The following is a 14720-nucleotide window of genomic DNA, read 5'->3' on the forward strand; positions in this document are numbered from 1 at the left end:
TATGCGGGACTCATTCCGACATGGAGCAAACCCCCGGATCAGGTCGAACCCGTACACCACTTCCCTGGACACAACCCAGATCGCTACTCCTCTGGACCAACGATTCTTACCGAATCCGGAAGTTCACTAAGCAAGTCTGAATCACCTGCCACGACCCTGGTGCCTCTGAGTCGAAGGTCGCGCAGGGAAGTCATGCTGAGAAGCGGAGCCACCGATCGCGCCTCCCCCCCGTACGTAACCCTGAACTCCTCCAGATCATTCAGAGCTGACACAGCGTTGAAGTCCAGGGGCTCAGACTGAATTGACTCCCCTCCGCCAATCAGCCAGCACCGGCGTAGATATTGGAGGTATCGAAGGGGGGCAAGGCTCTCAACTCGCGCCTCAAGGATCTCCAAGTCGTCGAGCTTTGCACAGTTCTCCAACCCTCGAAGATCCACCATCTGCCCCAAGCCTTCCAGCTTAAATGAGGAGATCCAGGGCGCATTCCTCAGGAATCCCAAATCGCTCCTACCGGACGACCAAAGCGTCAATCTCGCCAGGGCGGGAAAACCCGCGAGGTCAATTGCGCCCGCCCGATCGTCTACCGCCAACGCCGTCAGGGATGCGTTGTGGGCTGCAGGGATCGCCACTTGCCCCCTCGTGAGGAGCACCAGTTCGCGAAGTCCAGCGATTCCAAAAGCCTGCGAGTCGTCTGCAACGCGGCCTTCAATCTCCAGATACTTGAGCCCCGGCAAGGTGGACAAGAAATCAAGGCTGCCCAGCCGCGCACTTCCGCCCACACGGAGAAACAATCCGTTGAATTCACCGGACTCGTACTGCCGTCCAAGCTCGCGCTCATCGATCGACTCGTCAGCTCGCCAGTTCAGGACCCTATAGTCCGCCCGCATTAAGGAACCTCATTTCGGCGATTCAAAAGCGTACCGCCACCCACGCCGCCATATTGATCGATCACCGACTGCTCTTGCTCCCTGATTGCTTTCCAGGAATGTCCAGTCATGTCGTTCACCGATATGTTGGAGATGTCACTCGTCGCGTAACCGGCTGACTTCACTGCCGCCTTGTCCGAATTGAAAGCAGCATGCAGACGACTGTGAATGTTGGTCGAGCTAGACCCAACATACACTTTGCCGTCCTTCATCGTGATGGTGTAGACCCCGGGCACAGTCGGAGCATCCTTGAATCCGAACGTGCTACACGAAGAGTTATGCACCAGCACCGGCGTATTACCGGCAAGCACATAGTACGTGTGGAGTTGTTGAACCGTGAGGTTGTAGCGGTTGGCGGTGCCCGGCGTGCTCAGGACACGGATGACCGTGGGGTGGTGATGCGAGGTGCTGGACAGTTGGTCGCCGGGCTTGAGGTGACCGGCGGGTGTCCATGTATGCGTGGTTGCATCATGGAAGGGGTGGTTGGACGTGGTGTGGATGACCTCGGTGTGGCCATGGCCAGCACTGACGATGACGTCAAGGAGGTCGTGATCATGGTTGATCCAAAGGTGTTGTACAGCGCGGCCACCTTGCTCCATACCCGTGTCTGGGTCCGCTGCTTCGACCTTGTCGCCAACTTTGATCTTGCCGATGGGTTTGGTTTTGCCCTCGGTCAGGAGGACTCGCGTATCGGGTGAGAAGCTGCACCCTGCGGCACTCTCACCCCCCAGGCTCCCCGGACGCTCCCCGTCTCCGCCCCCAACCGCCAGCCCCCCGGGACGTTCCCCGCTTCCTCCGGTGAGCACAGCCAGGTTGGCGACAGCCGCACCGAAAGACATGTGGATCTTGCCAGCACAGCCGGAGCTGTGGCCGAGGACCATGCAGGTGAGGACTTTCAGGTGGGTTATTGCCTGCTGATCGAACTCGGCTTCTGATTCGTCCTCTGCCTCGAGCAAACAGTTGGATCCGTAGCCCGTGCACCAGGTGTTCACGTACTGGTTGAAGACGTGGGCGAACTGGTTGGCGTATTTCCAGTTGCGGGGCATGAAGACCTGCGGGTAGATCTCCATGTACTTCTTGTGGAATGCCGCTATGGCAGCTCGGTGGTTTCTTGCGTTCACCTCTCCCTGGTTATTTGGATCGCTGTTGGAGCTGTTGACGACGTTGCAGCCGTTGCATCCCCAGGAAATGTCGTTGAGTGCCTTGCCGCCGCTGTTCAAAGTAGGGGTGTTGTTGCCGTACTGTGCGCCGCCGCCGCATTCGTCGGGAGTCTCGCAAGCCATCAGCCCGGAGGGGTCACTGCCGGCGATGGGGTTGTCGGCGGCGTAGGTGTAGCCGCCGAGTTCCTGGGGGCTGGCTGCCTCGAAGATGGGGTCGAGGCTGATGAATCGGCCGAGGGTGGGATCGTACTTGCGGGCGCCGACGTCGGTGTAGCCGGTGTTCGCGTCTTGCGGTTTACCGAGGTAGGAGTGCGTGGGGTCTGGCCAGTTGGTGGTGTTGGAGCTGGGCCGGGCTTGGCCGTAGGGGGTGTACTGCTGCCGGGCGACCTGCTGGGTGGTGGTGTCCATCGACAGGGTCGCGGTGCCGTGGGGGTCGCCAAAGAGGTATTTCCTGCCACCCCCGGTGAGGCTGGACCAGATCGCCACTGGTGTGCCGGAACCGCCGTGCGTGTAGGTCCGCACGGCTCCGAGGAGCACATTGGGGGTGACGCTGGTATTGACGACGATCTCGGTGTCGCCGGCGAAGAGGGTGGTCTTGCCAGGGTCGCGGCGGATGAGTTGGTTGCCGTCGGCGTCGTACAGGTACTTGGTGGTCGTGGGGCTGGGCCCGGTGCTGTCTACCTCGGTCAGGTGGCCTTCGTCGTCCCAGGTCAGGACCTGACCCGCGCCGGTGGCGGGGGTGCGGGTGTGGAGGTTGCCGTCGTCGTCGTAGCCGAAGCTGGTCGGGTTGGTGCCGCCCGTGGTCGCGGTCAGGGTGTGAGGCTGCGCAGTGGAGTTACAGCTGGTAGTGCAGCCGTCGTTGTAGGTCGTGGTGACGGTGGTACCGGCGCTGCCGATGCCGTGGTCGATGCTCTGGCGGCGGTTGCCGATGGCGTCGTAGGTGAAGGACTGCCAGTACGACCCGGGCGTGGTGGTGAGGGTACTGGTTGTGGGCGGGTTGACGTTGCAGTTGTTCGCCGTCCAGGCGTCGGTCAAGCGGTCCAGGGGATCGTAGGCGTAGCACTGCTGGTCGGTGACGGCGTTGCCCGTCTCTGACTGCTGGTCGATGGCGGAGATGGGGTTGCCGGCGGCGTCGTAGAGGTAGCTGGTGTCATCGACCGTGGGTCCGGGAGCCTGAGTGCGGGTGATCACTCGCTCTTTGGGTCGCCGTGTCTGGTCGTCGTAGCTGTAGGTGGCCCAGGCCGGGTTGGTGGAGGCGCCGAAGGTGAGCTGGGAAGGTTCTGCGTAGTTGGTGTATGTGGTGCCGCTGACGTAGGTGAAGCCGCTGCTGCCGCTGGTGGTGGGGTTGCCCAGGGCGTCGTGGCCGTAGGTGATGGTTTCGCTGGTCAGGCCCTGGGTGCGGGGGTCGGATTGGGTCTGCAGGAGTTGATCGTTGATCGAGTAGGTGTAGGTCGTGGTGTATGTCGAAGGCAGTGGGACCTCGGATGCCGGCAGGGTGATCTTGGTGCCGGTTGGTTTGCCGAGGGTGGTGTAGCCGGTTGCGGCGATCGTGTATCCGCCGGTGGTTCCCTGGACGTAGCGGGTGGATGAGGTCGGCAGGCCGATGCGCAGGGTGTCGTAGGTCCAGGAGGCGAACTGGAAGTCGGATTTGGCCTTGTCGCTGGCGGTGAGCTTGCGGCCCAGGAGGTCGTAGGTGTAGTCGAGTTCGACGTGTTTTGCGTCGGTGGTGGAGGTGAGGTTGCCTGCGTCGTCGTAGCCGTAGTGACTTTCGCCTGCGTCCGGGTCGTTCTGGCTCTTCTTTCGGCCCAGCAGGTCGTAGGTGAACGTCCACTGGCTCTTGTCGGGGCCGGTGACCTGCGTCTGCTGTCCCGCTGCGTCGTAGCCGTAGGTAGTGGGCGAGGTGGCGCCGCCGGTCGCCGTGTACCCGGTGGCCGCGGTACCGGTGAGGGTGGGGGCGGCGGTGTACTGGTCGAGTTCGGTGGTCTGGCCGCGTGCGTTGACCACCGTGGTGGTGACGACTCCGCCCTTCGGTGGCACGACGGTGGTCTTGTCCCCGGTGTAGGCGGTGGTCGTGGTCCAGGTCTTGCTGCCGTTGTGCTCCTCGGTCACCAGGCCGGCGCGGCCCATACCGTCGTAGTCGGTGACTGTGGTGTTGGGGATGGAGACCTGGGAGACGGAGTCCAGGCTGGTGCCGGGGCTGCCTGACACGTTGTAGGCGTTGTTGGTGACGACCGTCCAGCCGTGCGAGTCGTACTCGGTGTCGCTGACCGTGGTGCTCGAGTTCTCTGCGGTTGCCTGTGTCTGCAGGGGGCGCAGCATGGCGTCGTAGAGCACTTCGCTGGTCTGGTAGCTGCCGTTGTCGAGCAGGGTGTGGGTGGCAACGACCGGGGGTTGCTGGTTCAGGTTGTAGGTGTAAGTCGTGTTGGCCGGGGCGCTGGCGGCTTTGCTTTCGTTGGGCAGCCAGATCGCGGTGCTGCGACCGAGTGCGTCGTAGGTGAGCGAGGTCAGCAGTCCGGCCGGGTCGGTTTTGGCGGTGGGCAGTGCTCGGGCCGGGTCTATCGAGGTGCTGGCTACCTGGCAGTCTTTGGAGCTGGTTGTGCTTGTGGTGCACGTGGTTCCGGGTGTGACCTGGGTGGCTGTCGCGATAGTGGTGGGCAGCGCTCCGGTGGGAGGGGTGTAGGCGGTGACGACGGTTTGCGAGAGGCTCGTTCCGTTCGGGGCTGCCGCGTGGGGGGTGCGTGTGGTCTGTGTGACGCGTCCGTAGCCGTCGTAGTCGGTTGCCGCTTCGTCGATGAATGTGCTCGCGCTGGCGCCGTTGGCTGCGGATGCCTTCTGTATGAGGGTGACATCCCCGGTCTTGGGGAGCGCCGGGTTCTGCTGGCCGTCGCCGTCGTAGGCGAAGGCGTTGTGGTCATAGGACGTGCGGACGTCACCGAGCAGAGTGCCGCCGGGAGCGGTACCGGCCGTGTTGCAGTCCTGGTCGGTTTCTATGGTCTCCGCCGGCAGCACCAGGGTGTCCACGCTGCCGGTGAGGTAGCGGGTATAGGTGCAGTGGGCGGCGTTGGTGGAGTCTGCTGTCTCGCCCCGGTCGTCGACCTGGATGGGCATGCCCGTCGTGGATGTGCCCAGGGTGGTGTTGTAGAACGTGTCGGTCTCGGTCTTGCGCCAGCCGTAGGAGACGGCTTGCCGAGTGAGGCTCTTGGCGGTGCGGACCATTTCTGCGGTGAGGTCAGGCAAGCCGGTGCGGGAGCGGGAGGCTGTGGGACCGAGGATGGTGGGCACGGTAACGGCTGCCTTGTTCAGGCTTCCGGTGGCGCTGGTGTACGTGTCGGTCTCGAAGACCTGTCCTGCCAGCGCGTTGTCGTCTGCGACCGAGGTGGCGCCGTCCTGGCTGGTGAGCTTGGGCACCGAGCGGGTCTTGCCGCCGGGCAGGGTGTCGCCGTCCATGCCCAGGAAGTAGTACGCCTTGCTCAGTGTCTTCTGGTCGTAGACCTTCGTGCCGTTGGTGTAGTGGAAGACGCTCGGGTCACCGGTGGTGATGTCTACTTCCGGGTAGCCGCGGAACTGTCCCCAGGTCCGGTTCTTGGCCTTGACGACTTCGTTGTCGTCGTAGTGCCAGCCAGGATTTCCCTTGTAGGCGTAGTCCGTCTCCAGTTTGGGTTCGGTGCCGTCCTGGTAGGAGTTGTGCGTGTCCTCCGTGAGGACGGAGGAGACCTTGTACTTGTAGAACCAGTCCATCCAGGGTGATTGCTGGCCATCGGGCATCCAGTACACCGGGAAACAGGACAGCGTGTTGGTCGAAGCGAACGTCTGGGCGGCTGCGTCTGTCGGGTCGTTGGGATCGCTGGCGGGGGCTTTGGAGCAGTCGGGCCGGTCGTAGGTGACGGTGGTCTCGGCGCCGGTCTCGCTGGTGACCGTTTGGATGCGGTCGTGGTACATGAGCGGCATTTGCGGGATGGTGCCCACCCGGTTGGGCAGCTGCAGCGGCGGGTCGAAGCTCACCGCCGGCGTGGAGGTGCTGCCCGAGGCGCCGCCGAGGGTGTCGAGGCCGGTCCGTTTGATGGAGTCCAGCCACAGGGTGGGGGCGTGGTCGCCGCCGTCGGGGAAGGACTGGGTGAAGGTGTACTTGTCGACCTGTTTCGTTGCGCCGCCGGCCTGGATCTGGGTGGTGATCGACGTGAGGCGTTTGCGTGACCAGAAACTTGGGCTGTGAGTGGTGCAGCTTGAGCCCGAGGTGCAGTTCAGGTCGACCGGTACGTCCGGCCAGTAGGCCGCGTTCGCTGCGGTGAACTGGCTGTCCGAGCATGTGTTTCCGGCAGGGGTGCCTGCGGTACAGCGTTCGGCGGAGGTGTCGAAGAGGATCTGCTCCGGCGCGGTCCCCGAGTAGACGGTCGCGGAGGTCATGCCGTAGTCGATGCGTGAGAGGGTGCCGCCGCGGGTGTAGGACACGGCGGTGTTCTTCATGTCCGCGCCGTAGTAGCCGGTCTCCGGGGTGTAGTACCAGGCGGTCGCGTTACTGTGGGTGTCCACGGCGTAGTCCAGGTTGAACCTGTATCCCAGTGTGCAGGATGTCGCGGCGAAGTCCGTGCTGTCCGGGCATGCCGATACGCCGCTGTGGGCATGGTAGACCGGCTCTGACCAAGCTGAGTTGGTCTCCTCCTTGCCGCTGGACCAGCCCGGCAGGTGGTTGCGGCCGAAGAAGTACTGCACGCCGCCTTCGGTGACCTTGAAGTACTCCCCATTGGCCGTGCCGTTCGTGGCACCGGTGAGGTCTTCGATCTTGGTGGTGGAATTGTCGACGGCCGGGCGGAAGGTCTTCGAGGCGTCGTCGTAGACGATGTCCGTGGACGTGCCGTTCAGTGACAGGGTCAGGATCTGCCCTGCCCAGCACTCGTCGCCGTCGTTCTTGGGCGCGCCGGATGATGAAACGTCGCCGCACGATTTGTAGGTGCGTTCGACGTAGTTGTCGGCGGAGGACCAGCCGTCGCCCAGCCAGGAGGACTGGTTGTTCGTGCCCTCGGTGCGTGCGTCCTGACTGGCGGAGCTGTACGACAGGTCCACGTTCGGCGTCGCTCCGCCGACCGCCGGAGGCACGCTGATCGGGTACGAGTAGGTGAACGCTCCGGTATTCCCCGAGGTCGACCAGGAACCGCCCGGTGACAGGCTGGTCGCCGAGTAGTCGCCCGAGGAACCTGAAGTGCCGGACGTCGCTGCCATGACGACCGCCGCGCTGGATTCGGGCGCTGACTTACGCGGAGACACCGTGGTGCTCAACTTGGTGGCGGTTGTTCCTCGCAGGGACACCTCGGCGGACAGTGGCGTGCCCGGTGCCGTGCGCACAGCGCTCTGGACCTGGCAACGTGCCAGCTGGGGGGTGGTCAGCGCGCAGGCGGGCAGCTGGACGAGGTGCAGGCGCGAGGCGAAGTCACCACCGAAGGCGTAGCGGAACGGCGAGTCGTCCACGCGTAGGGCGATTTTGCCACTGCCGGTGTTGGTGCGCTGCAGGGTGAACAGTATGCCGTGGACACCAGCGGCGCGCGCGGCCTGCTGATCCAGCATCCGCACGCGCACCTGCTGCGACGGGGCGGCGGCTCCTGTCTGGTTTTGTGTGCCCGCTCCCGAACTGAGCAGGACAGGCATACTCCCTGCTCGTACTTGCGGTGTTTTGGTGTGACTTCTGGGTGAAGCCAGACTGGGCAGGGTCACCACGGCGCTGCCTGCCGCGGGAAGCTTCGTACGCCCGGTGGGGTCGAAGCGCTTGAACGGCTTGGAAGGTGAGTGGCCTCTAGGGGTGGCATGCGTAAAGGGAATCGGCTTGTCGTGCGGAACGGCCGGTGCCGACACATGCCGCTTCGCCGGAGTGGCTGCGGTGGCTACGCCGGCCGGCAGCAGGCCCGCGATCAGGACGGTGACCGTCACCATTGCTGAGCGACGCACCCGGTGAGCTGTCCAGGCCGTCCGATCGGGCCGCCGGGCCGATATCCACACCATGCTGTGCGTTCCCTCCCAGATCCAAGTCGCTCAAGCCGCTCCATGCAGCGGGCGACTTGAGCGGGCATCAGAACGGAGGCACAGTCGATCACCTACCGCGGAGGATCACGCTAGGTGGTGAAACCGACACAACATGCAAAGTATCTCCACAGGAAAAGCAAAAGAATCGCCTACGTCGGCACACAAGACGGCCCGCATACGTCAAAACTGGGCGCCACTGCGGTAGTTGACGCTTGATCTTTGATGGACCTTGCACACATCAGGCCCGCAGAATGCACAGCGGCGCGGGGCCCGCGGGGGGACCGCCTGAGACCTGCGAAGGATCCCAACCTCCATGTCAGCCTTTCGCACATCCATGCGTGCGTCCAGACGCCCTGCCGCGAGGCCGACCGCCGTCGCTGTTGTCACCGCACTGGCCGCCGGAGCACTGACCGTCACCGTGCCAGCCCATGCGGGCTCCGGCGATCCAGCACAGCCAACCGACACCGGCTCGCAAAACACCCAGACTCAGAAGACGGACAGGCTCCTCAATCCCACCGAGTCGGCCTCTGCAAGAGCGCAGGCGACCGGCAAGCCCGTGACCATCGACCAGCTCACCGACACCGGCACACTGGTCGTGGCCAACCCAGACGGCACCTTCACACGCAGCGACTCTTCGATGCCGCAGCGCGTACAGCAGCAGGGCAAATGGGTACCCATCGACACCACGCTCATTCGGCAGACGGACGGCTCCTGGGCGCCGAAGGCCGTCGTCACGCCCGTATCCTTCACCGGCGGCGGCACCAACTCCATGGTTACGATGCGCAGCGGGCCGGACAGATTGAGTTTCTCCTGGCCAGACGCACTACCCCAACCGGTGATTTCAGGCGACACCGCCACCTACCCTGAAGTACTCTCCGGAGTTGACCTGCAACTGACCGCGGACGCCTCCGGGTACTCCTCGATCCTGGTGGTCAAGACACCGAAGGCAGCTGCCAACCCGCGGCTTCGGCAACTCGCGCTCAACACCACCTCCAGCAACCTCACGTTGACCAGCACTCCGAACGGCGGTGCGCAGGCCGCCGACAAGCACACCGGCAAGACGGTGTTCCACAGCGACACCGCGCTCATGTGGGACAGTGCCAGAAGTAAGGACACGGGTCCTGCACTGACCCACACGGCCACGGTCTCAGCAGCCCGTGCCGAGCACAAGGCATCTGCCAACGTCGGCAAGCACCGTGCCCAGGTGCACGTCAGCCTCCACCACGGAAGGCAAGTGCTCGGCCTGGACCGAAAACTGCTGACCGCCAAGACCACCACGTTCCCCGTCTACGTCGACCCGGAGTGGAGTGGCAGGCCCTCCCAGATGGACTGGGCCCGCATCTCCGACAACGGATGGAACGTCTACAACTCGACGTCCACCACGGGGTCAACCAATGCCCGCGAAGGGTGGGACAACTCCTACCCCGGCAATGGGGAACGGGCACGCACCTACTATCAGATGAACACGAGCGGCATCAAAGGCGCTGTCGTCAACCATGCCTCGCTCTATGTGAAGCAGCTCTCCGCCGCCTCTTGCTCCGACACCCCGGCCGCCGTCTACGGCACCGACTACCCCGGCGGATGGAACTCGTCCAAGCTCTCTTGGGGCCACGAGCCCACGGTGCGCACCGGTGCGCTAGGCACCAACCCAGTCAGCCATGAAGCCGGTACCTGTCCGGTCACCAATGGCGCCAACTCCTGGGTCAGCCCGCCCTCCCTCGAGTTCAACGTGACCTCCCGCGCGCAGAGCGCGGCGGCCGGCGGCTGGAGCAGCATGACCCTGATGGTCCAGTCCCCCAACATGAACGACGCCACCCAGTGGAAGCAACTCGCCTACGGGGGCGGCGCCACCCTGTCGGTCACCTACACCTACCGGCCCAAGCTCACCGGCACTCCCGTCATCAAGCCGTCCCTCGTGAGCATGGGCAGCACGATGACCACGACCCATACCCCCACCCTGTCTGCACGCGCGGTCGATCCCGACCTCGCCGGCGGCAGCGAGCTGGTGCGCATCGACTACAACGTCTTCGATTCCTCGGGGAGCCTGGTCGGCCAGGGCTTCGGCCCCAACCTCGATTCCAAGAAGCGGGCCCGGTACAACACCAACGGCAGCGACTGGACGACACCGAGATTGGCAGACGGTAAGTACACGTGGAAAGCCACCGCCCAAAATGCGGCCGGCTACTGGGTCGGCTCCGGCTCCGGCATCTGGACCAAAACCCAGTCCTTCACCGTGGACACCACCGCGCCACCGGCCCCCACAGTCACCTCCAGTCAATTCCCGGCCAAACAGATCGGCGCAGCCTTCGGCGACAAGGGCACCTTCGTCCTGAGCAACAACCACACCAACAACATCACCGGCTACCTCTTCTCCCTGGACGCCACCCTGGGCAACACGGTCTACAGCAGCAGCGTCACCCACTGGGCGGCAGGCACGAAGATCACACCGGGCAAGGTCTACTACGTCACCTCCGACAACGGGCCAGGCACCGGCACCTCCGTGATCAACGGCAGCGCTTCCCCTGCCTTCGCGCCCGGCGCAGCAGGACCGCACACGCTGTACGCGAAGGCTGTGGATCAGGCCGGTTCGACGTCCCTCTCCCAGACGTCCTACGCCTTCTACGCCGGCACCAGCACCCCGGCCTACGCCTACGGCGACAAAATGATCAGCGGGTGGACTGCCACCAACGCCGACGGCACGACCACCGTCGTGCCCAAGGCGACCACCACCAGCACCGGCGGCCAGCTGATCAGCCAAGCCGCTGGCAGCGGGTACGAGTTCGCCGATGGCTACCAGGCCATGCTCAACAACAAGAGCAGCACCTCAAAGGTTGTCAGCGGTGACACCGTCACCCTGAGCTTCGACGTCCCCAAAGACGGTCCCTGGAGCTTCGGAGTCAACCTGACCAAGGCCAAGGACTACGGCATCTACCGCCTGAGTCTCGATGCGGGTCAGAGCACACAGTCCACCTTGATCAGCGGCTTCGACGCTTACAGCCCCTACGTCACAACCCAGTTCGTCAACCTCGGGATTCCGAAGGATTCCGGCGGTCACTTGCTCACCCTCAAACAGGGCGTACATACCCTGACTCTGGCCCTGACCGGCAAGAACACTCGCTCCACCGGCTACCAAGCCGGGGTCGACGTACTACGGCTCGCCCCTGCGCTCGCCTGCGCGATCAACGCCCTCAGCGGCTGCCTGAACAACACCGCCACCAGTACCTTCGTCACGGCGACCAGCCCGGCCGATGCTGACGGTTCAGGCAACAGCATCAACTCCGCCGACTTGACGAGCACCGCGGGCTGGCAGAGCAGCAAAACGGTGACGGTGGACGGCGCGACGATCACTTTGCCGAAGTTCGGCAGCGGCACCTACGACAACATGCTGGCCTCTGGGCAGACCGTCACCCTGCCGAACAGCGGAGTGGCCAACGCCGGTGACGCCGCGGTCTTCCTCGCCTTCGCCACCGGCGGTGCAGCCAAAAGTGCCACCGGCACCATCACCTACGCCAAGAACAACTGCTTGGATCCCAACGGCGATCCCGCCGAGCAGCCCTACAAGCTGGACACGGTGCCTGACTGGACCAGCAGCTCCACTTCTGCGGCATCCCTCACCCTGGTCCATGAAAACCACAGCAACAACACCCAGACCAGTCCAAGCTCCGGCCTCAAGATCTACGCCATCAGCGTCCCGTTGCAATGTCCGGGCTCAGTCATCAGCAGCATCTCGCTGCCGCTGTTCACCAACGGCGTCCAGGCCGGCCAGCCCACCCTGCACATCCTCGGGCTCGGCGTGCGGCCGACAACCATCAGCGGCAGCGGCTCAAGCACTCAGCACTGGGTCGGCAGCTGGTCCTCCGTGCAGGACACCGCGAAGGTCCAGCTGTCCAACGGCAGCACCGCCACCGTCAACGGGCAGACCCTGCGCATCCCGGTCCACGCAAGCATCGGCACCGATGACAGCAACGGAATACGCGTCCGCCTCTCCAACGCCATGGGCACCACACCGGTGACCTTCGACGCGGCTTCCGCCGCACTGCAGGACACCACCGCAGGTGGAGCCGCCACGGCCGCAATACCCACAGCGGTGACCTTCGGCGGATCCGCCTCCGTCACCATCCCTGCAGGCGCCGACGTCACCAGCGATCCCGTCACCCTCACTGTCGCCCAACAGGCAACCGTCCTGGTGAGCCTCCAAGTGCACGGCGCACTATCCGCCATGCCGGGCCATGCCGCGGCTGGAACCCCCATATGGGTCAGCAGCGCCGGAAGCCATACCGGTGACACCACCGCTGCCAACTACGCCCAGACCACCTACACCGGCCTTCCCTACCTCGCCGGCATCGACGTCACCACCCCCGCTTCCTCCCCCACCGGCTCACTGGTCCTCTACGGCGACCAGAGCATCAACGCGGACACCGCCACCGGCGACGGCCAGCACCACCTCAGCGACGCCATCACCGACGCCCTGGTCACCGATCCCGTCGGGGACAACAGCGTGGACTACGGCGTACTCAACGCCGGCACCAACAGCAGCAGCCTGGCTAACAACCTGCTGCCGCAGATCACCAACAGCACTACCCCGACCAACGCCCTCAACCCTCTGGACCGCAACGTACTGAGCCAGGGCAACGTCCGCACCGTCCTCGTCTCCACCGGCGCCACCGACCTGCTCAACTGCACCAGCGACGCCAATACCTGCGCCACCAACGTCGAGAACGGACTGGCATCACTCAACAGCCAACTCAGCTCCTACTACACCGACGACGGCCAGTCCTACGACATCTACGGCCGTCCAATCACCCAGAACTCCACCCTCACCGTCTACCTCGCCACCGTCCCGCCGTTCACCGCGGCCCACCCAGGCACGGCGGCCCAGGAGTCAGCGCGTGAGCTGGTCAACAACTACCTGCTCGGCAACTACCGGGACCAGGTGATCGACTTCGCCGCGGCCGTCTCCACGGACGGCACGGCTGCATCCTCGACCGTGAAGGCAGCCGACCTGTCGGGTGGCAATCCGTCCAATGCCTACTACGCTGACCTCGCCGCCCGATATGTCAGCGACACCGACAACGGCGTAGTCAGCATCGCACCCAATCTGGTCGTCCCGCTCGCCACAGGCAGCGACACCCCCCAGGACGACTGGCAGCTGGACGCCGACGGAAACGACGGCAACGGGGACAACCCGTTCACTGCGCTCGGCAACGTCACCTTCGGCCCCAATGGGCCTGACGCGATCAACGCCAGCGCGGGCGCGGTGTCCTTCGACGGCAGCAGCGGCTTCCTGGAAAGCGACCACACCGCCGTCAACACCCTGGGGGACTACACCATCTCCGCCTGGGTGAAAATCAACTCCTCGGTCGATGCCACCGCCATCTGTCAAGGCACCAGCCAGCACCAGGCGTTCTACCTCGGCTACGACAGCGGCAACAAGGGCTGGATGTTCCAGACCACAACCACGAACGACGCCAGCGCCGACTTCCCCACCGCCGAAGGCGACGCCGGTACCGGAAGCGTGGGCACCTGGACGCACCTGCTGGTCACCTACACGGCTCCGGTCGACGGTGACTCCAGCACCGGCGGAATGTCCATCTACCAGAACGGCACCCTGATGGGGACCGCCACCAACCTCACCCCTCAGTACGACTCCTCCATGCCCCTGACCATCGGCGGCTGCATCAACAGCTCAGACGACACCAGCCCGTACGCAGCCTTCCCCGGCTCCGTATCGGACGTCCACGTCTACCCGTACGCGATGCAGGCCGACCAGGCCAGCGCCACCAGCGTGATCACGCCCTCCGGCTGGGACAACGGCATGCCCGAGGACGAGTGGAAGCTCACCGCCGACGGCACCGACACCGCAACCCTCAACCCGCTCACCGCTACCGGCAGCGCCACCTTCAACGCCGACGCACCGAGCGGAATGGCCGGCAGCATCGCCTTCGACGGCAGCACCGGCTTCCTCAAGAGCAAGCAGAGCGCGGTCAACACACTCGGCGACTACACCGTCTCCGCCTGGGTGAAGATCAACTCAGCGCTCGGCACTACAGCCCTCTGCCAGGGCACCACACAACACCAAGCCTTCTACCTCTCCTACGACAAGCCCAGCCAAGCCTGGATGTTCCAGACCACCACCACCAACGACGAGAACTCCGACTTCCCCACCGCCGAAGGCGACACCAACACCGCACCGATCGGCACCTGGACCCACCTCGTCGCCACCTACCGGGCCCCCGTCGCAGGAAACTCCAACACCGGCACCATGGCCCTCTACCAAAACGGCACCCTGATGGGAACCGCCACCAACCTCAGCCCCCAATACGACTCCTCCCTCCCCCTGACCATCGGCGGCTGCGCCAACAGCGCATCGGCCCCCACCCCATACCTGGCCTTCCCCGGCTCCGTGGCCGACGTCCACGTCTACCCGCGAACCCTGACGGCCACCGAGGTCGGCGCACTGCACTGACTCCACCATCCACTGGGCCCCGCCGCTCCTGATGGGAGTGGCGGGGCCCGCCCACGTCTGCCGACCGGAGGCCCTGGGCGCACCACGACCGCTCCTGGACCTAGGTGTATTGACCACGAGCGTTGTTGACACTGGCGAGTCTTGCACATGGCGAAG

The 14720-nt window shown here is 64.5% G+C and carries 3 protein-coding genes; 1 reads left to right on the forward strand and 2 read right to left on the reverse strand.

Going from position 1 to position 14720, the window contains the following annotated elements:
• Nucleotides 1-83 precede the first annotated feature (83 nt).
• Together B086_RS0100450 and B086_RS38800 are read right to left on the reverse strand one after the other, a co-directional pair.
• A complete protein-coding gene (locus B086_RS0100450; protein WP_018564446.1) occupies nt 84-887 on the reverse strand; it encodes a hypothetical protein in 804 nt (267 codons plus the stop codon).
• Nucleotides 887-8077: a polymorphic toxin-type HINT domain-containing protein gene (locus B086_RS38800; protein WP_158690338.1), complete on the reverse strand. Its 7191-nt coding sequence runs from the start codon at nt 8075-8077 to the stop codon at nt 887-889. Before B086_RS38800 ends, B086_RS0100450 begins: the two co-directional genes overlap by 1 nt.
• Before the next feature lie 334 nt (nt 8078-8411).
• Here B086_RS38800 and B086_RS45230 point away from each other — a divergent pair, with 334 nt between their 5' ends.
• A complete protein-coding gene (locus B086_RS45230) occupies nt 8412-14564 on the forward strand; it encodes a LamG-like jellyroll fold domain-containing protein (RefSeq protein WP_234029228.1) in 6153 nt (2050 codons plus the stop codon).
• Nucleotides 14565-14720: the final 156 nt, after the last annotated feature.

The sequence above is a fragment of the Streptomyces sp. PsTaAH-124 genome, assembly GCF_000373685.1.
In the GTDB taxonomy this organism is placed as follows: domain Bacteria; phylum Actinomycetota; class Actinomycetes; order Streptomycetales; family Streptomycetaceae; genus Streptomyces; species Streptomyces andamanensis.

Excerpts from the sequence above, each read along its gene's own strand:
- B086_RS0100450 (WP_018564446.1), bottom strand. The coding sequence starts at position 887 with ATGCGGGCGGACTATAGGGTCCTGAACTGGCGAGCTGACGAGTCGATC.
- B086_RS38800 (WP_158690338.1), bottom strand. The coding sequence starts at position 8,077 with ATGGTGTGGATATCGGCCCGGCGGCCCGATCGGACGGCCTGGACAGCT.
- B086_RS45230 (WP_234029228.1), top strand. The coding sequence starts at position 8,412 with ATGTCAGCCTTTCGCACATCCATGCGTGCGTCCAGACGCCCTGCCGCG.